General features: G+C 32.6%; 21 protein-coding genes. 17 read left to right on the forward strand and 4 right to left on the reverse strand.

All coding sequences use genetic code 11. The features are described 5' to 3' along the window. Positions 1 to 7: 7 nt before the first annotated feature. The gene (locus tag FF125_RS11540) at positions 8 to 1603 is read right to left on the reverse strand and encodes an IS1182 family transposase (protein WP_250629571.1); all 1596 of its coding nucleotides are present in this window, start codon (positions 1601 to 1603) and stop codon (positions 8 to 10) included. A gap of 317 nt (positions 1604 to 1920) precedes the next feature. Here FF125_RS11540 and FF125_RS11545 point away from each other — a divergent pair, with 317 nt between their 5' ends. Continuing rightward, complete coding sequence (locus FF125_RS11545; protein ID WP_138949911.1) at positions 1921 to 3102, forward strand: integrase core domain-containing protein; 1182 nt, start codon at positions 1921 to 1923, stop codon at positions 3100 to 3102. A gap of 61 nt (positions 3103 to 3163) precedes the next feature. Continuing rightward, positions 3164 to 3856, forward strand: a complete 693-nt coding sequence (locus FF125_RS11550) for a DUF6843 domain-containing protein (RefSeq protein ID WP_138949912.1) — start codon at positions 3164 to 3166, stop codon at positions 3854 to 3856. 337 nt (positions 3857 to 4193) lie between these two features. Here the strand turns inward: FF125_RS11550 and FF125_RS11555 are convergent, their stop codons facing one another. Next, positions 4194 to 5249, reverse strand: coding sequence for an IS110 family RNA-guided transposase (locus tag FF125_RS11555; protein ID WP_138949303.1), 1056 nt, complete (start codon positions 5247 to 5249; stop codon positions 4194 to 4196). 231 nt (positions 5250 to 5480) lie between these two features. On the opposite strand from FF125_RS11555, the gene FF125_RS11560 reads away from it, so the two are divergent. The 7 genes from FF125_RS11560 (at position 5481) to FF125_RS11590 (ending at position 9641) form a co-directional block, all read left to right on the forward strand. Next, complete coding sequence (locus tag FF125_RS11560) at positions 5481 to 5846, forward strand: transposase (RefSeq protein ID WP_013870391.1); 366 nt, start codon at positions 5481 to 5483, stop codon at positions 5844 to 5846. Between the two features lie 5 nt (positions 5847 to 5851). Next, a complete protein-coding gene (locus tag FF125_RS11565) occupies positions 5852 to 6703 on the forward strand; it encodes an IS3 family transposase (protein ID WP_138948251.1) in 852 nt (283 codons plus the stop codon). Positions 6704 to 6750: 47 nt separating this feature from the next. Then, positions 6751 to 6951, forward strand: a complete 201-nt coding sequence (locus FF125_RS11570) for a hypothetical protein (RefSeq protein ID WP_138949913.1) — start codon at positions 6751 to 6753, stop codon at positions 6949 to 6951. 93 nt (positions 6952 to 7044) lie between these two features. Further along, positions 7045 to 7545 (forward strand): hypothetical protein, encoded by a 501-nt coding sequence (locus FF125_RS11575; protein WP_138949914.1) that lies wholly within the window; start codon positions 7045 to 7047, stop codon positions 7543 to 7545. Between the two features lie 154 nt (positions 7546 to 7699). Next, positions 7700 to 8608: a helix-turn-helix domain-containing protein gene (locus tag FF125_RS11580; protein ID WP_138949915.1), complete on the forward strand. Its 909-nt coding sequence runs from the start codon at positions 7700 to 7702 to the stop codon at positions 8606 to 8608. Between the two features lie 50 nt (positions 8609 to 8658). Beyond that, on the forward strand, positions 8659 to 9171 hold the full coding sequence (locus FF125_RS11585) for an SRPBCC family protein (protein ID WP_138949916.1): 513 nt from the start codon (positions 8659 to 8661) through the stop codon (positions 9169 to 9171). 140 nt (positions 9172 to 9311) lie between these two features. After that, positions 9312 to 9641, forward strand: a complete 330-nt coding sequence (locus tag FF125_RS11590) for an antibiotic biosynthesis monooxygenase family protein (protein WP_138949917.1) — start codon at positions 9312 to 9314, stop codon at positions 9639 to 9641. A gap of 108 nt (positions 9642 to 9749) precedes the next feature. Here FF125_RS11590 and FF125_RS11595 read toward each other — a convergent pair whose 3' ends face one another. After that, positions 9750 to 11345, reverse strand: coding sequence for an IS1182 family transposase (locus FF125_RS11595; protein ID WP_250629571.1), 1596 nt, complete (start codon positions 11343 to 11345; stop codon positions 9750 to 9752). Between the two features lie 249 nt (positions 11346 to 11594). Further along, positions 11595 to 12587 carry an IS110 family RNA-guided transposase gene (locus FF125_RS11600; protein ID WP_138948287.1) on the reverse strand — a complete coding sequence of 331 codons (993 nt, stop codon included), beginning with the start codon at positions 12585 to 12587 and terminating at the stop codon, positions 11595 to 11597. 313 nt (positions 12588 to 12900) lie between these two features. Here FF125_RS11600 and FF125_RS11605 point away from each other — a divergent pair, with 313 nt between their 5' ends. The 8 genes from FF125_RS11605 to FF125_RS11640 all read left to right on the forward strand — a co-directional run bounded on the left by FF125_RS11605 (position 12901) and on the right by FF125_RS11640 (position 19587). After that, positions 12901 to 13650 (forward strand): GNAT family N-acetyltransferase, encoded by a 750-nt coding sequence (locus tag FF125_RS11605; protein ID WP_138949918.1) that lies wholly within the window; start codon positions 12901 to 12903, stop codon positions 13648 to 13650. Between the two features lie 293 nt (positions 13651 to 13943). Then, entirely contained in the window at positions 13944 to 14243 is a 300-nt protein-coding gene (locus FF125_RS11610) for a type II toxin-antitoxin system RelE/ParE family toxin (protein WP_138949919.1), read from the forward strand. 3 nt (positions 14244 to 14246) lie between these two features. After that, entirely contained in the window at positions 14247 to 14531 is a 285-nt protein-coding gene (locus tag FF125_RS11615) for an addiction module antidote protein (RefSeq protein ID WP_138949920.1), read from the forward strand. Between the two features lie 138 nt (positions 14532 to 14669). Beyond that, complete coding sequence (locus FF125_RS11620; RefSeq protein ID WP_250629572.1) at positions 14670 to 15236, forward strand: Crp/Fnr family transcriptional regulator; 567 nt, start codon at positions 14670 to 14672, stop codon at positions 15234 to 15236. 72 nt (positions 15237 to 15308) lie between these two features. Further along, the gene (locus FF125_RS11625; RefSeq protein ID WP_138949921.1) at positions 15309 to 15758 is read left to right on the forward strand and encodes an SRPBCC family protein; all 450 of its coding nucleotides are present in this window, start codon (positions 15309 to 15311) and stop codon (positions 15756 to 15758) included. 255 nt (positions 15759 to 16013) lie between these two features. Beyond that, positions 16014 to 16484 (forward strand): DinB family protein, encoded by a 471-nt coding sequence (locus FF125_RS11630; RefSeq protein ID WP_138949922.1) that lies wholly within the window; start codon positions 16014 to 16016, stop codon positions 16482 to 16484. 222 nt (positions 16485 to 16706) lie between these two features. After that, complete coding sequence (locus tag FF125_RS11635) at positions 16707 to 18215, forward strand: IS1182 family transposase (RefSeq protein ID WP_138948275.1); 1509 nt, start codon at positions 16707 to 16709, stop codon at positions 18213 to 18215. A gap of 184 nt (positions 18216 to 18399) precedes the next feature. Beyond that, positions 18400 to 19587, forward strand: coding sequence for an alpha/beta hydrolase-fold protein (locus tag FF125_RS11640; protein WP_138949923.1), 1188 nt, complete (start codon positions 18400 to 18402; stop codon positions 19585 to 19587). Positions 19588 to 19620: the final 33 nt, after the last annotated feature.

Below are 19620 nucleotides of genomic sequence, written 5' to 3' on the forward strand. Positions count from 1 at the left end.
AGTAGTTTTAAGCGTGGCTATAATTTTTTCTGTCCCCTATTTCATCTTTTTTAAAAGGCTTAAAATGGCTTGATCTGCTCAATATATGCCAAAAACAGTGAGTTAAGTACAGCGCAAGTGATTTGGCATCACTTCTGACAACTTTACTTGTGAATTTTAGGTACTTTTTCAGGTTGTAGGCAATGGCGGAGAGATGCATCACCTTGTTGGCTTGCTCAATGCCAATGGTATTTATTTTACGTAAGCCCATGAATTGAGTTAGCGTTCCAAAGACAGGTTCAACAGTACTCTGTCGTTTTGATTTCATATAACGACCTTGGTTGCTGCTTACGCGATGGTTATTTCGTTCGTATTCTTCTCTGTAATAAGTTACCGAAAATTTCTTTTCTTGTGCTGTCTTACCTAAACATTGTTTTCTTATCGGACAGTCTCTACAAATTTTTGAGGAGATTCTATATTCCTTTTTCTTACTACCTGTTCTATAATCATTAAACACTTTTTTAAAGGGAACGATATGACCCTCTGGACAGAGATAATGATCCTCTTGTTTGACATATTCAAAATCCTCAGGACCGCCTTTATACGTCCCGTGAGGTGGTATAAAACTTCGTAAACCTATTTTTTCCAAAAAAGCATAATTCTCTCCATCACTATAGCCTGTATCGGCCACTAGATTTTGCCATAAGATCCCTTGTTTGTTCAATCGTTTTTTTAATCGAGGTACAATGTCTTGTAAGTATTGGCTGTCTTTCTTATCTGCCTTATACGCTTTAATGTCAGTGATTACATGATGTCCAGTGTCAACACTTAGCTGACTCATATAGTTCAGCTTGCGTGCCTTGCCTGGCTTTACACTAATTTTAGCATCCGGATCGGTGGGACTATAATGCGTTTTGTTTGAGGTGTATTTTGAGTTTTTATTGTTTGCACCCGTGCGTTGATCTTGATCTTTTGACCATTTTTTATTCCGACTTTTAATAGCAGACAATTCTTGCTTGGTGGCACTAATTTTTTTTTGAGCATCTGAAGCTTTATTCTCTTTGGCTTTTCGAATAGGCTTTTGTTTATCCATGCTACTGATATGGCGTAGCTTTTTTAAGTGGTCTTCTAATTCTTCTTCAGGCACTTTTAACTCCAAGGTATCCATCGAGGCATTTGCCTTTATTGGAGCAGAATCTATCGCTTGAGTATGGCCACTTACCATGCCTTTGTCAACACACATAATTAAAACACGCGTAAAGACTTCTTCAAAAACTTTTTCTGGATATAATTGACGCGTACGACTTATTGTGCTATGCCAGGGCAACTCTTCATCAATATCATAGCCTAAAAAATACAATATGTCCAAACGTAAACTACAATGGGCAATCAACTGTCGATCACTGATAATATTCTCTAAATATCCCACCAAACACAACTTGAAAAACACGGTAGGATCTATGCTCTTTTGACCACTGTCTCCATAATAAGGACGTGTCAGTACATATAGAAAATGTAGGTCTAATTCCCCATTTAATCGTCGATAAAAATTCTCCTTTGGAATCCGATCACTCATTCGGAATTGAGTGAATAATTTCTCTTGATACTCTTTTTTGCCTTGCATACCTCAAGATACAGAATATCAGTCTAATGACCAATAAATTCATGCGTTTTTTAGTTCATTTTATCCCTAATTATATATATCTTGTGCAACAGGCACACCGTGTATAATTAATTGCTTGGGTCTGTATGTACTCGGAAAATCCTTCGGATTTCCCTAACGTTCGGTTTCCTTTTACTAAATTAGTTGCTGAACCACGCAACTAACCATACACAAACCGTTGTGGCTAATTTGGTACGGTAAAGGGACATCCTTTACAAAGTTAAAGGGACATAGTTTACACTTTTAAGATTCATAAATTACTTGAAAAAGTATTTATCATGGTCTGGAAAGCAAAAACTAAAATGGAACAAAAAGTAGAATTTATTCATGAATGGTTAACCGGGAAATATACCATTACAGAACTTTGTAGGTCATTTAATATATCTCGACCTACTGCTTACAAATTGATTTCTCGGTATGAAAAAATGGGACTATCGGGATTAATTGAGCAAAAAAGAGCCCCAATTAATCATCCCAACAGAACCAATCAAAAGGTTGAAAATTCAATCTTAAAATTAAAAAACAAACACATGCTTTGGGGTGCGAAGAAAATTCGGATTTTGTTGTTTAAAGAGTATGCTAATGAACTTATTCCAAGTGTGGTGACTGTTCACAACATCCTTTCTAAAAATGGCCTAGTTAAACCTCAAAAGCGAAGCAGAAGAGTCAAGCCAGTATTCCCCATTTTCGATCCTAAAAAGTGTAATGAAGTTTGGAGTGCAGACTATAAAGGAAAGTTTTTAATGGGCAATAAAATTTACTGTCATCCACTTACTATAGCCGATTCTAAGAGTAGATTTTTGTTTACAGCAAAAGGGCATTATAAAGAGAACTTCATCTCTGTTAAGCAAGAGTTTACAAAGGTTTTTAGAAAGTATGGCATCCCTAAACAAATACATACAGACAATGGTAGTCCATTTGGATCTGTAGCTGCCATTCAAAGATATACAAGGTTATCTTATTGGTTTATTGAATTGGGAATTGACCCTGTTTATTCCGACCCAGCACGCCCAGACCAAAACGGACGACACGAGCGAATGCACCGTGATTTAAAGGCTGCTTGTGCCAAACCTTCAGCATTTGATCTCAAGGCACAACAACGTAGTTTAAATCGGTTTGTAAAAGAATATAATCACATTAGGCCTCATGAATCTTTAGGAATGAAAACCCCTGCAGATTGCCATGATTTTTCCAATAGACCATACCCTGAAAAAATTCCAAAATATGATTATCATTCAACTATGAAAGTGATGAAAGTATGTCAAAATGGAGCCATGCGGTGGAAGTCATATTATTGGGTATATTTAACTTCTGGACTTAAAGGGAAATATGTCGGTGCTCAAGATCAAGGAAATGGAATTTGGAGAGTATTTTATAGAGACGTATTTTTAGGTTATTTTAACGAAAAAAAAATAAGAGACAAACAAGTATCAATTAGACTAAGTCAGAATCTAGTGTAAAGGATGTGACTTTAACTTTGTAAACTATCTGCCTTAACGAACATTTAACGAAACCCTGAATATGAAAGGAAAAATTGGAATTGTAATTATTATTTTGTCTTTTCTAATTTCATTAAATCCTTATTGGCTGATTTTTGGAATACCTCTTTTTGTAATCGGAATTATAATATTATTACTTTCTCAAAAACCTATTAAAACAAAATTAATTTGGATTTTAACGCCAATAATTCTTTGGTATCCATTTATGAATTTGTTTTTCTATTTAATGGGAACAATTGGAACAGCTACAGCTCAAAAACTTGATTTAATATTCCCTGAAAACTTTAAAGGAAAAGCAATTGTAATATCTGAAATGCCTTGTGGAGAAGAAATTGAAATTATTGATAACCGAGAACAATTGCGAATTCCAGAAAACGGAATTTTACTCTATAAAGGAAATTTAAAAAGCGGATATATAAATAATCGATATTTTAAAATTGACAAAAAAGGAAAAAAGACAGAAATACCAACTCGTGCGAATTATATGTACTTTGACGATTCAGAAAATAAACCTGACGAAAGTGTTGAAGGAATTTGGTTAAGTGGTGGTGGAACAAAATATAATCCAAATCCAAATGGCGGAATTAATTACTCATACAGAGAGTTTTTAATAAGTTCAAAAGATAGTTTGGAAAAATGGAATGATTTTAAGAGTTCTAGAAAATTAGAAAGAATAACAGATAGTTTAGTGGAAAAGTGTAAAAATAAAAACTAGCCACAACACCGTATCCTATGTAAAGCACTTTCCCGAGTCTTAGGTTAAATATACAATATTTTTCTTTTTTTTAATTCATGATATTATTTTTAGTGTTGAACTGTTGATTACGCTTTTTGCGTTATCAATAATTCAATGCTAGCTTTATAAAACTCCGCATCCTATATGTGGTATCCGTCTTTAGCGAATCCACCAGCATCTCTATGATGATTTTGGCAAACAAGGCAACTTGCTATAAATATGTGATAACTGTATTAGAGTTTCACCTACGGTGTTTTGTTGTCCTATCTTTTGTGCCAATTTTATAATGAGTTTTAAGCTTGTTTTATGTTTTTATTTAACTAACTACACCTACTTCATAAGGAATTTCAGTTCTAATTACTGCATGAATTCGACTCAAGAGTTTCCTCGCTACTTTTACCAATATGCGTTTGACATCTTTACCTGAATGTGACCGATAATAGGCCTGCATAACTGGATCAAAACGCAACGCTTGCCAAGTAGCTTCTACCAAATAACTACGCATTAGCCGATTTGCTCTTGGGGTTAACCCTGAAGTTTTGAGATTATCTCCACTTTGGTGTACCCAGGGAACCAATCCTACATAACTGGCTAATTGTTTGAAATTTTTAAAACGCCTTAAATCACCCAATTCACATAATAATCCACAAGCTACTATGCCTCCTACTCCCGGAACTGATCGTAATAAATAATAATCTTTCTTATAATGCTTACGACAATAGGCAAGTAATTTTGTACTCACATCTCGCTTTTGCTTATCTATATATTCATAGGTAATAAGACGTGTCTCAAAACAATAATCCATTGTAGGATATTCAAAAGTCAAATTTCTTAACCAATCTCTAAAATTATGAGACCAATGACTATTGTCAAATGGCTTTGGAATTTCAATCCCCAAATACAACAATTGCATCTTTATTTGAGTCTTTATTTTTCGATGTTCTTTAACCAGCTCATTTCTTCGACGAAACAAACATCTTAACTGCTCTCGTTCTATTGAAGGAACATGAATTCCTTTGAGTCGGCCATCCTTTAATTCTTTACATAACATACGTGCATCGATCTTGTCGGTCTTTTGAAACTGGGCCTTGGCTGGACGATGAACATCTGCAGGGTTAACAACCTTTGCATGCCATCCAAATGAAATAAAATGTCGATAATGACTAAAGCCACAACAACCCGATTCATAACAGCAATAAACAGTATATCCCTTAAAATGCCTATCCACATACTTTTTTAAACTAAATGCATCTGGTGGAATAGTTAACGATGATCCATCAAAAAGATCCGTTGCAGTACGAATTTTCCAACTTCGCTTGTGTACGTCAATTCCAATAAATAACTTTGATCTAGTAGTATCCTTTGTTTTCATAATAATAAGTTTTTGAACCTTAAAGTTATTAACTAAACTTTGGATACTGCTTTTACATGGTTGCTATAATTTATTGCTGGCTTCTTGCCTACTTACGAAAGTCCTCGCGGACTTTCTTGGTCGGTAATTATTTACTAAATTAGTTGCTGAAACCACGCAACAAACCATATACAAACACGTTGGCAACAAGCATGACCCGTCCTGAATATAGGCTACATAATTTTAAACATTATGTATAAAAATGACAAAGTAATTAGACGGTATTCAGAACCTTTTAAACTAAAAATTCTGGATGAACTTAGTAAAGGTAAGCACACAAAGAGCGAACTTTGTAAACTCTATTCTATTGCACCTACAACGGTCAATGAGTGGATTAAAAAGTATAATCGTAAAGACTTAATGAACACCAGAGTAAAAGTGGAAACAAAAGACGAAATATCTAGAATTAAAGCACTACAAAAAGAGAATGAAAAGCTTAAAAAGCTTCTACTTAAAAAGGATCTGGATGCTATGGTAGAAGAATCTTACCTTGAAGTAGCAGCTGAAAAACTAGGCTATAAAAATGTTCAGCAACTTAAAAAAAAACTCAATATCTAGCATTTATTAAAACTAGAAATAGAGCTAAGGGATTTGCTTCTTTATCTACTATAGCAAGTTGTTTTGGACTTAAACGTGATGCGTATTATAAATACAAATCTAGAGCTGATATGCGTTTAAAAATAGAACAACAGATTATTGAAATTGTTAGAAAAAGACGTAAATCCCTTCCTAGAGAAGGTGTTCGAAAACTCACTAAATCATTAGATAACGAGTTTACAAAAGCCAACCTTAAAGTAGGTAGAGATACACTATTTAATGTCCTTAGAAAACACCAAATGCTAACACTTAGAAAGAAAACTAGTGCCAGAACAACCAACTCTTATCATCGGTTTTACAAGTACAATAACATTATAAAAGATATGGAAGTTACTAAACCAAATCAAGTCTGGGTCTCTGATATTACATATATTAGAACTGTAAAAGGCTTTTGTTACTTGGCTTTGATAACAGATATGCATTCCAGGAAAATTGTTGGGTATGACATAAGTGATAGCTTGGAATTAAAAGGTTGTGTAAGAGCTCTTAATAAAGCCATCTATCAAGCTAAAAACATTAAACAGCTTATTCATCATTCCGACAGAGGAATACAATATTGTAGCAATGTATACACACAAATACTCAAAAGAAAAAAGATAGATATTAGTATGACTGAAGAAAATCATTGTTACGAAAACGCAATGGCAGAACGTGTAAACGGAATTTTAAAAGACGAATTTTACTTAGACCAAACCTTTGATAACGTGGAACACGCAAAGAGAGCTGCAAAAAATGCAATTAATTTATACAACGAAATAAGATTACACTTATCTTTAGACTATAAAACACCAAATATGGTATATAAATTATCAGCTTAAATTAATTATTAACCTGTAGCCATATTTCAGGACTAGACAGCAAAAAAATGGAGAGAAAAGAATTTGAGTTAATTTTTGGCATTTTAAGTTTATTAGTTTCTATCATTTGGGGTTATTACAAAATAAAAGATTGGAACAGAATGAAAAAAGATAACCATATCAGGAAGTCTTATAGTATACAAATAATCGGCGGCCTTATTGTCTTTTTTATGATAGGAATTGTTGGAATTTATAGATATTTCTCTTAATCAAATGAGTGTTGAACAAATTCAGATAATGGAACATTATTGAAATGAAAATAAGCGAAATAGATATAAAGCCAGTTGGCAACAAGTTGAAAAATGAAATACAAAATACTTATATTAATAATTCTAACTCTTAGTATTGGAATAGAATCATATGCCTGTAACTGTGGAATACCCAAGAGTTTAGAACTTGAGCAAGATTATAATTATGAAAATTCAGAATGTATATTTGTTGGCGAAGTTCTTGAAGTGAATAAAACTGAAAATACTTTTACAATTAAAGTTATTGAATCTTTTAATGGAAATGATAATTTAAACGTTTACAAAGGAACATATGACGAACAATGCGGGCCAATAATTGATACAAAAGGAAAATGGCTTATCTATGCGAACTTGAACTCTGATAATATTCTTGTTGTAGGAAGTTGCGGAATTTCAAGGAACTTTAAAAATCCTGAATATAATGTTACAATTGAGGGACTTTTAATTAAAGAATTTAAAGGAACTGCTGAAGATCAAGGGAAAAAATTTAATGATAAGGGAAAAAAGGACTTGAAAGTTGAAATAGAAAGATTGAGAGTGAAAAAAGAGGAATAACGGCCAGTTGCCAACAATATATAAAATCAATACGGGGGATTTTCCTTCGGGAAAATCCCAGCTAATTTACTAACTTTGGTCTATTAACAAAGTTGGTGGCTTATTTAGTCCGCACAGCTTTTATACTCAACGTTAGCCACAAGTTGAGTGCAAGATGGAAAAAGACAATTATTTGACATTTGAAAACGGAAATATAACTTCAAAAAAATGGGAATTGGATAGAATATCAATTTCTCATAGCATCATTGATTATAATTCATTTGAAGCTCATACTTCTAAAAATGATTCGGAATCAGTTAGATTGCATTTTGGATTAAGTGGAAATTATGACTTTAATTTCAAACAATTGAAATCCTCATTTAAGTTAACTGGGCATCATAATAATATAATATATTCAGATGGATTAGATATAGAGGTGTTTAATAAAAGTAAACGTATTGAAACTTTTGGTATTAATTTTACAACAGAAACCTTTATAAATATTGCTCAAAACGGAAACGATTCATTAAAAAAACTTGCTGAAAAAGTAATAAATAAAAAAAATGCCATTCTATCCAATGAGTGGAAACCTAATAACTTTAAAATCCATCAAGTTATTAATGAAATCCTATATTGTCAATTCACAGATGAATTAAAAGATTTATTTTTACTCTCCAAAAGTATTGAACTACTCGTTTTACAGGCAGAACTTTATGAATCAAATTCTCAAAGTAGGTTTATAAAATCAAATTTAGATAAGCAAAAATTGTTTGAAGCGAAAGAAATTTTAGTGAAAAAAATAGATAATCCTCCAACTATTAGCCAATTATCAATATTAGTAAACTTGAATGAGTACAAACTAAAAAAAGGGTTTAAAGAAATGTTTGGTACTACAGTATTTGGCTATATACATAGTAATCGGATGAGTTTAGCAAAAAGACTTCTACTTGGCACTGATATGTCAGCCAAAGAAATTGCTTATGAAACTGGTTATAGTTCTCCGCAACATTTCTCCAAGGCGTTCAAAAAAGAATTCGGAAATACTCCTGATAGTATTAGAAATCATCCTGATTATACAACCTAAAACAAAGGAATAGCAATATTTTTGGTTCAAGATTTTAAACTAAAAAAAGTATGACAACCAGAAGATTTTATTTATTAATAATAATTCTATTATTAATAGGCTGTAAATCAAAAAAAACAAATGAAATTATGATGATAGAAAAAAAAGTGCAATTTAGTGCTCCTAATGAAAAAGTTTGGGATTTACTTACAAATCCAGATATGACCAAAGAGTATATGTTTGGATGTGAAGTAATATCCAATTGGAAAATTGGCAGTCCTATTCTTTGGAAAGGACAAACTGAAGATGGAAAAGAAATTATCTACGTAAAAGGAAGCATTATTGAATTTATTGATGGGCAAAAAGTTACTTTCACAATGTTTGACCCAAATTTGAAACTTGATGATGTTCCAGAAAACTATTTGAATTTAACATATGAACTAAAAGAAATAGATGACAAGACCATATTAAAATTAACTCAAGGGAATTTTGCTTCCGTTGCTGACGGAAAAAAAAGATATGAGGAATCATTAAAAGGATGGGAAATGGTACTACCAATAATGAAACAAATAGCTGAAAAATAAAAGTACACAACAAAGAACGGAGTTAAAAAATAGCAGTTAAGCGCTAACTTAAAGGTTGGTGATTTTCTGCTATCTTTGTTTAAAACTGAAAAAATTCATAAATAAAGCTGCTATTTTTTAGATACAAATACGTAAATAAAATGAAAGAAATAAGCGTAATCAATTCGATTAAAGTACCAAAAGGACACGAGGAAACAGCAATCAATGTTAGGGATATTTATATTAAATATTTTAAGACTAAACCTGGATTTGTAAGTTCCACTTTTTACAAGTCGATTAACTCAGATAACAGCTTCAATTTTGTAAATATTGTCGTTTGGGATTCCTATGAATCCTTCCAAGCTATTGTCAACAGTGGATTCGATAATATTGAAGGATTGAATGATGACAATATGAAAGTTTTAGGAAAAGGGTTTCCTCACCCAATTATGGTGAATCCTGGACAATTTGAGACTATTAGAGAAGATTAATACCTAATAAACAACTGAATAAAATAAACCTGTGGCTAACACCGGTAATCGTTGCACAAGCACCAAAATAGACCATCTGGATTAATTGGGGATTTATTTTTAGTAGTTTTAAGCGTGGCTATAATTTTTTCTGTCCCCTATTTCATCTTTTTTAAAAGGCTTAAAATGGCTTGATCTGCTCAATATATGCCAAAAACAGTGAGTTAAGTACAGCGCAAGTGATTTGGCATCACTTCTGACAACTTTACTTGTGAATTTTAGGTACTTTTTCAGGTTGTAGGCAATGGCGGAGAGATGCATCACCTTGTTGGCTTGCTCAATGCCAATGGTATTTATTTTACGTAAGCCCATGAATTGAGTTAGCGTTCCAAAGACAGGTTCAACAGTACTCTGTCGTTTTGATTTCATATAACGACCTTGGTTGCTGCTTACGCGATGGTTATTTCGTTCGTATTCTTCTCTGTAATAAGTTACCGAAAATTTCTTTTCTTGTGCTGTCTTACCTAAACATTGTTTTCTTATCGGACAGTCTCTACAAATTTTTGAGGAGATTCTATATTCCTTTTTCTTACTACCTGTTCTATAATCATTAAACACTTTTTTAAAGGGAACGATATGACCCTCTGGACAGAGATAATGATCCTCTTGTTTGACATATTCAAAATCCTCAGGACCGCCTTTATACGTCCCGTGAGGTGGTATAAAACTTCGTAAACCTATTTTTTCCAAAAAAGCATAATTCTCTCCATCACTATAGCCTGTATCGGCCACTAGATTTTGCCATAAGATCCCTTGTTTGTTCAATCGTTTTTTTAATCGAGGTACAATGTCTTGTAAGTATTGGCTGTCTTTCTTATCTGCCTTATACGCTTTAATGTCAGTGATTACATGATGTCCAGTGTCAACACTTAGCTGACTCATATAGTTCAGCTTGCGTGCCTTGCCTGGCTTTACACTAATTTTAGCATCCGGATCGGTGGGACTATAATGCGTTTTGTTTGAGGTGTATTTTGAGTTTTTATTGTTTGCACCCGTGCGTTGATCTTGATCTTTTGACCATTTTTTATTCCGACTTTTAATAGCAGACAATTCTTGCTTGGTGGCACTAATTTTTTTTTGAGCATCTGAAGCTTTATTCTCTTTGGCTTTTCGAATAGGCTTTTGTTTATCCATGCTACTGATATGGCGTAGCTTTTTTAAGTGGTCTTCTAATTCTTCTTCAGGCACTTTTAACTCCAAGGTATCCATCGAGGCATTTGCCTTTATTGGAGCAGAATCTATCGCTTGAGTATGGCCACTTACCATGCCTTTGTCAACACACATAATTAAAACACGCGTAAAGACTTCTTCAAAAACTTTTTCTGGATATAATTGACGCGTACGACTTATTGTGCTATGCCAGGGCAACTCTTCATCAATATCATAGCCTAAAAAATACAATATGTCCAAACGTAAACTACAATGGGCAATCAACTGTCGATCACTGATAATATTCTCTAAATATCCCACCAAACACAACTTGAAAAACACGGTAGGATCTATGCTCTTTTGACCACTGTCTCCATAATAAGGACGTGTCAGTACATATAGAAAATGTAGGTCTAATTCCCCATTTAATCGTCGATAAAAATTCTCCTTTGGAATCCGATCACTCATTCGGAATTGAGTGAATAATTTCTCTTGATACTCTTTTTTGCCTTGCATACCTCAAGATACAGAATATCAGTCTAATGACCAATAAATTCATGCGTTTTTCAGTTCATTTTATCCCTAATTATATATATCTTGTGCAACAGGCACAACGTATAAAATTAATTGCTGGTAAAAGCCAATTTACGAAAGTCCTCGCGGACTTTCTATTTGTGATTTATTTGCTAACTTTAGTGCTTAAACCACGCAACTAATCTTATACGTATTCCAAGATCAAATCCTAATAAAAAAACACTTATTTTCTTAAGCTGCATGTTGCTGAAGAACCACATAAGGTGTTCCTCTTTTTACAACTGCAAAAGCTCTAGCTATTAGTTTATTTCTAACATTATTTATGGCTAACATTTTATCTTTTCCTTCTGCCAATTTTCTTTTATAATACAGTCTTAATTCGGTGTCATGTTGTATTGCTGATACACTTGCCATACTCAGCAAACTTTTCATTTTTCTATCTCCTAAATAATGACATTGTTTTCTGCGATGTATACTAGTACCTGAGCGATGCTCAAATGGTGCTGTACCACAATAGCTAGAAAAGGCTCGCCAACTAGCAAATCGAGTGAAATTTCCTGTGTGATAAATTAGTTGACATGCAACTACTAAACCAACACCTTTAAGACTGGATAGTAATTCGTAATTCTTGTTCATAGTATCATCTGCTGTGATTATCTCTTTAATTCTATCTTCTATACCTTTTACTTGCTTAGATAAGTAATCTATACTGCGTTTTAAGCTAATACATCCAAAATCTGTTGTTGGACTTGACAATAGTACTTTCATCTCTTTTAAAGTGCCTTTAAGTCCTGCATTGTTTCTTACTAATTGATCTCTTAAAGCTAGTAATCTGCCTAACTCTAAATGAGACATACTCTTTACTGTACTTGGCTGTAACTCTTCTCTGTAAAGCCATGCGTATCTTGCTATAAGTTTGGCGTCTAACTTATCTGTTTTCTCTTTTACAACTCCGCTGGAGCGTTTTATTTTTAATGGACTTTCTTCTACATAAACAATATCTTGACTATGTAAATAAAGTGCTAACTTTAAGGAGTAATAACCTGTATTCTCAAAACAGTAAAAAACCTTGCTTGTTTTTGTCTGTTTCAAAACCCATTTTAATAGTCTTTTATATCCTATTAAATCATTAACAAACTCTTTGTGGACTTGTGCTTGATAACAATAAGCATCAATTGTTTTTTTTGATACATCAATTCCTACTACTTCTTCGTAATTTTTCATATTTTTACAATTAGTGTGAATAAATATGTTGCGTTAACTACTTCCTTTATCGGGAGAATTGTCTCCTGGTATTCCAAATGGTTCTTGGCAACTTGATAGAAAGAGAGGACTCGTACGTGTAAGGGAGCGTTATTCTAAAACACGTTATAGTTCTCCTCTTTTTCTATCTAAAGATATTTATTACAAACTAAAGAAACACGTTGTAGGGCATTAAAAGAAACACCTGAACTATCAAGAAAAGTCATTGGAAAAGTTGACAATTATCATAGGAAAAAATGCACTCAAATTTTATATTTAAGGAAAACACAAAACAATGGAAATTCTAAAACTTACAGAAAAAAATATCCAAGATGAACATATTTGTTGTGCAATAAGCGACAAAAAATGTGCGGACGGATACCAAAAGAAAAAAGATTGGCTAAAAACAGAATTTAAAAACGGCTACAATTTTCAAAAAGTAGATGTTCGTGGAAAAGTGTTTATTGAATATGTGCCGATTGAAAGTTCTTGGCTTCCACTTGTTGGAAAAAACTTTATGGTAATTAATTGTTTTTGGGTTTCGGGACAATTTAAAGGTCACGGAAACGGAAAAAAACTACTTCAACAATGTATTAAAGACTCAAAAGAAAAAGGAATGGACGGAATTGTTGCAATTTCGAGCGACAAAAAAAGACCTTTTATGACAGACCCAAAATTTCTTAAATATCAAGGGTTTGAGATTGTTGACGAGGCACCACCATTTTTTAAATTATGGGGAATTAAGACAAATCCGAAAGCAGAATTTCCGAAAATAATGGAATCTGCGAAATCGGGAACTTGTCCTGACAAAAAAGGAATTACAGCATATTATTCAAATACTTGTCCTTTTACAGACTATTATACAAATCAAGTCCTTCGAGAATATGCAGAAAAAAAGAACATCCCATTGACAATAAATCATATTTCGAGTAAAGCAGATGGACAGAAAATGCCGATTCCTTGGATTATAAATAGTGTTTTCTACAAAGGAGAGTTAGTGAGTTTGGAAATGAAAGTTGAAAGACATTTAGACAAGTTAATATAATAAAAAACGCCCTACAACACTATATAAAAAACATAGGGGTTTGGAGGTTTTTAAAAGCAAAAGAGTGTCACGAAAGACCGCCAAATATAAAATTTGGCTTTTAGATATTAAAAAGTAAAATCAAAATGTTTATATTTGGCTGGAAGACACTTAAAAACGAACTGCCAACCGCTACCCTACGTGTTTTATATTAAACGTTGTGGTGCATTAGACTCACTCGACTAAAAACTGAATTCTAAAGTAAATTATCCAAAAATTATCCTTAACTTTGTATCTAAGTAGATACAATTTTTATGTTCTTTATTGAGAAAACAACCGAATTTGACAAATGGCTGAAAAAGTTAAAAGACTTTAAGGCAAAAGCAAAGATTTTGTTCAGAATTCAAAAATTAGAAACAGACGAACATTTTGGAGATTGTAAAACAGTTGGAGATGGAATTCGTGAAATGCGAATAAATTTTGCTAAAGGCTACAGAGTTTATTTCAAAGAAAAAGACGGAAAAGTAATTGTCCTTCTGATTGGCGGAGATAAATCAACTCAACAAAAAGACATTACGAAAGCGAAAGAAATTTGGAAAAAATTAAATAAATAGAAAATGGGAACTTCAAGATTTGAAATAGCGGATTATTTGGAAAATAAAGAAATGATTGCGGAATACCTAAATACAGTTTTGGAAGAAGGTAATAACGCGGATATAATTAATGCAATCGGACACATAGCAAAAGCAATCGGAATGACAAAAATTGCGGAGGAAACTGGTTTGAGCAGACCGAGTTTGTACAAATCATTATCAGAAGGAGCGAAACCCCAATTTGCTACAATTATGAAAGTTTTGAAAGCAATAGGTGGACAAATCCAAGTGAATCCTAAGTCCGCATAAAAAATAACGACACCACAACAATTTGTATAATGCATATGCACCCTGCGGGATGCAAACGCACCATACAAGAGCCGTTGGCAACAAGCTGAATGACTGTACTTTCCTGAAATAGGATGACAAAAAAATTTATCAAAAACTATGATTAAAGAATACTTATCTTCTATTAATATATTTAAAAATTCAGAAATAGATGAAGTAATCCAATTTGGGAGTTATCATAAATATAAAAAAGGAGATTTTTTTATTAAGGAAGGACAAATAAGTAAGAATATGGCGTTTATAAATTCAGGGATTTTGCGTTCATATTACTATTCTAATTCAGGAAACGAAATAACTTATTGTTTATCATTTCCTGAATCATTCATTACAGCATTCTCTTCATATATTTCACAAGAAAAATCAAGTATCAATATACAAGCATTAAGTGATACGGAGCTATTTGTAATACAAAAAAATCAAATGGATAAGCTAATTAAAGAAAACACAAATTGGCTTCTATTTCAAAAACAAACAGCAGAAAAATATTTCATGACACTTGAAAAAAGAGTATTTGAACATCAAAAAGAAAAAGCAGAAAATAGATATACCAATTTGATTAAAAGACACCCCGAATATATTAAACAAATTCCTCTTCAGTATATAGCTTCCTATCTTGGCATTACACAAAGACATCTTAGCCGAATAAGAGCCAAAACTGATTTTTAGACAATTGTCTAATAGTTAATGTAGCTTCAGAATTAAATTTGTATATAAATAAATCCATAAAATTTAATTTTCATGAATACATTGACTTCAAAAACAGTAACTATTAATAGAACAATAAAAGAAGTATATAAATTTACAACTAACATGGAAAACTTCAAATCGTGGTTTCCAAAAGTTATAAAAATAGAATCTAATAATTCATTGAATCATGCAATTGTTGGAAAAAAATACATTGAAACCGTTATAGTACCTTTTAAAGGAGAGAGTATAATTTCTTTAAATGTTGTAAAAGCAGAAGAAAATAAAATCTTCATTACTGAAGGTGATTTTTCACCATTATTCCCTAAGATGACTATAAAATTTCATGAAAATTCATCTAATACCACAACTTTAACTTGGTGTATGCAAAGCAGAAATACTAATTTGATATTTACATCTCTATTGTTGCCAATATTTAAAAAAATCATGAATAAAAGAGCTAAAATTGGTGTGCAAAATTTAAAGACTATATTAGAAAAATAAAAATTGATGTAAAAATTCAGCTAACACAGGTTAAAATTAATACTGGCTTTTGGTGCTTGCCCAAAGTTTAGTGCATATTTACTAAGTCGCCAAATCTTGTTGATTTGGCTTTGTGATAACCAAAGAAACAAAACCAAACAAAAAGCTTCGGCTTAGTTGCGTGTTCAAAAATCTTGTCGATTTTCTGCCCGCACAAAGCCTAGCCAAAACTGTTGACAACAACCAGAAAATCGAACTACAAACAAAATTTAATCAATGAATTCAACCGAAGTTATTTTATTAAACTTTTCCGAAATTAGAAGACGGAGTATAAAGTTATGGAGCGGAATTCCTAATGAATACCTGAATTGGAAACCTGACGAAAATGCGTTCACAATTATCGAAATGATAAGACACGTTTTAGAGGGTGAACATCTTTTCCATAAAATTATAGAAAATCGTGGGAATTTAGGAAATTACAAATCACCTTGGAAAGAACTAAAATATTCAGACTTGAAAAACGAACTGGATTTTGCCGAAAATTATCGAGCGGATTTTTTGAGTATGATAAATAGACTGAACGAATCGGATTTAGAGAATGTAAAGATTGAGAGAAAGGAAGTGGGACAAAGCAAAAAACTTGGAGATTATCTGAATCGAATTGCATATCACGAAACTGTTCACACAGGACAAATGTTGAGCTATTTAAGAACAATTGGAATTGACCGACCTCAAATATGGGATTAACTGAAATGAAAAGCCAGTTGCCAACACAGTATATAAAAAATTGCTAGTTTTAGCTAAACCAAAGTTAGTTGCTTGTTTGCTAGCTTCTGATTTTCCTTCGGAAAATCCTCTCACACAAACACGCAACTTTCCATATACATAACCGTCAGACTGTCTAATAACTTATTCTTTTTTCTAGCGTAAATTCTTTATTACCTTTCAGTTTTTTCGTATCTTCTAACTATGAAATTTATTATTGGAAAAGACCGAAAACAGACCTGCCTTTTTCCCATTTCTCTTGAAGATTCTATTGATGAGGAGAACAGCATTAGGTCGATAGATCAATTTGTAGATTCACTTGACTTAGCGGAACTTGGTTTTCGTTCAGATTTTACAGAGAACGGACCTCCAGCCTACCATCCTTCTGTTTTACTGAAACTATATATCTATGGCTATATGAACCGCGTGCGATCTTCACGACTATTGGAAAAAGAATGCAAACGTAATATTGAACTAATGTGGCTTCTTGAATCTTTAGCTCCCGACCATAACACTATCAGTAATTTTAGAAAGGATAATGCTAAAGCAATAAAAAAAGTGTTTTTTGCTACGGTTCAAATAGCACGCAATTTTGGGCTCATTGGAGCTACATTGATTGCAGGCGACAGTACTAAATTTAGAGCACAGAACAGTAAAAAGAATAATTTTAACCAAAAGAAAATACAACGTCATTTAGATTATATTGACAATAAGTTGCTACAGTACGACAATGCACTAGAACAAAGTGACAGCAACAGTGAAAAGGAAGAAATCAAAAATAATATAGACAAACATCAAGGACGCAGAAAACACTATAAGCAACTTGAAAAAAAACTAAAAGAATCTGGAGAACCACAGATATCAACCTCAGATCCCGACAGTAAGCATTTGATAGTACGTAACAACATCACTGAAGTTGCCTACTGTGTGCAGACCACTGTAGATGCAGATAATAAAATCCCTTTTGATTATTTGGTCACCAATAAGAATGACTCAAAAGCAATGGGACAGATGCTACGCAGGGCAAAAACCATTTTAGGCTCTAATTCTTTTACTGCACTTTATGATAAAGGTTATCATACAGGAAGTGAATTTAGGACAGCTAATCAATTAGGTATAAAAACACTTGTAGCAATACCTGGAATAGGGAGAGCTTCACAAGCTCCTGACCCAAGCTACAACTCAGAATATTTTGAATATAATAAAGAAAGTGACACTTATCTGTGCCCACAGGGAAATATCCTTAAAAGCAACGGAAGCACTTATAAAGGAAGAAACTATCGATTTAAACAGTACAAAACAAACAAATGTAAAACATGTCCGGCGAGAGATCTATGTACCACCTCTAAAGTAAATGGAAAGGTGTTACAGCGAAGTGAGTTCCAAAAATACATCGAAGAAAATGCCCGACAAGTTTTAAAAAACCCAAAGGCATACAAAAAAAGACAAGCTATTGTAGAGCATCCTTATGGAACCATAAAACGCCAATGGGGTTTTAACTATATTACCACTAAAAAAACAAAACAAAGAGCAAGTGCAGATGTAGGCCTAATGTTTATAGTTTATAACTTGAAAAGAATCTGGAACATCCTTAACCTAAAGAAACTACTCTTTTTAAAGCCCTACCAAGACTTAATCAAGATTATATACCAATTATTGAGTACAATAGCACTTCTCTTAAGGCGAAACACAAAAAAACAAATACCAATATAACAATAAAGCTAAAAAACGTAATTTAGTAGAAACTATAAAAACAGCGGTAGGTTATTAGACGAACTGCCGTTAGCACTAATTAAACTCAACTTTCCGAAAGCTGATAAAGTTTAACCATTATTTAACAACCGTTTTTTACATTACGCTATACATTTGAAAAAAACATTTTATCTAATTTTTTGATATGACAAAACAATTCTTAATAATAATTTTATTATTCTGTTCCAACATCTATGGACAAAATATAAAAGACAATATTGTTGGTTCTTCTTTATTAATTCAATCTAAAATAATGAATGATGAGAGAGAGATTCAAATCTTCTTACCAGATGGCTATGCAGATTCTGATATAACATATCCTGTTCTCTATGTTTTAGATGGTCAGCGATATTTTTTACACGCGGTAAGTCTTCAAAAGTCATTTATTGAATTCAAGCAAACACCTGAATTTATAATAGTTGGAATTTCAAAGAAAATATCTGATAGAAATAGAAACTTTAGTGTGAATTCACAAAAGTACTTGGACTTCATTAAAAAGGAAGTTATTGACTATATTGATAACCAATACAGAACGTCTGAAAAACGGATGTTATTCGGTTGGGCATTTGGTGGAGGTTTTGTTATTGAAACGATGACAAATGAACCAGATTTATTTAATGTCTACATTTCAGCAAGTCCATTTCCGCTAAAAGGAAAAATAAATGAAATAGATAGCTTTCTAACAGAAAATCCAAATTTCAATAAATTATTATTTTTTAGTTCTGGAACAAATGAAGGTGTTGTAAAAGATGGAACGAATGAACTAAACTTACTTTTAACAGATAAAGCACCAAAAACAATGAATTGGGTCTTTAGAGAATTACAAGATGAAGAACATAGGTCCACACCATTCACTACACTATATCACGGAATTAAAGAATACTACAACTACTTTCCTGAATTGCAATTCAATAGCCTTGAGGAATTCTCAAATGCTGGCGGATTAGATTATGTTTATAATTATTATCAAAAACGAGCATCAGAATTTGGGTTTTCAAAAGATTTGTCTGATTGGACAATGTTTACATTAACAAGAAACGCCATAAGAGCAAATGACTATAATCAATTTAATAACTTTGTAAATGACTTTAAGAGCACAGAATTTATCAGCAGATTAAGAGTAACCCGAGCTTGTTCAATTGCAGAATTTTATTTAAAACACAACGAATATGATAAAGCAATTAAGTTGTTTTTGTTTTTAGCAGAAAAACACCCTAACTCTGAAAGACCTCTGAACGGATTGGGAGACACTTACAAAGAATTGAAAAAAGAAATAAAGGCTTCTTCATATTATAAAAAAGCAAAAAAAATATCTGAAAGTAATTCTAACTGAATAATAACTAGTGCTAACACCGTTTCCTATGTA

The organism is Aureibaculum algae (assembly GCF_006065315.1).
GTDB classification, from domain to species: Bacteria; Bacteroidota; Bacteroidia; order Flavobacteriales; family Flavobacteriaceae; genus Aureibaculum; species Aureibaculum algae.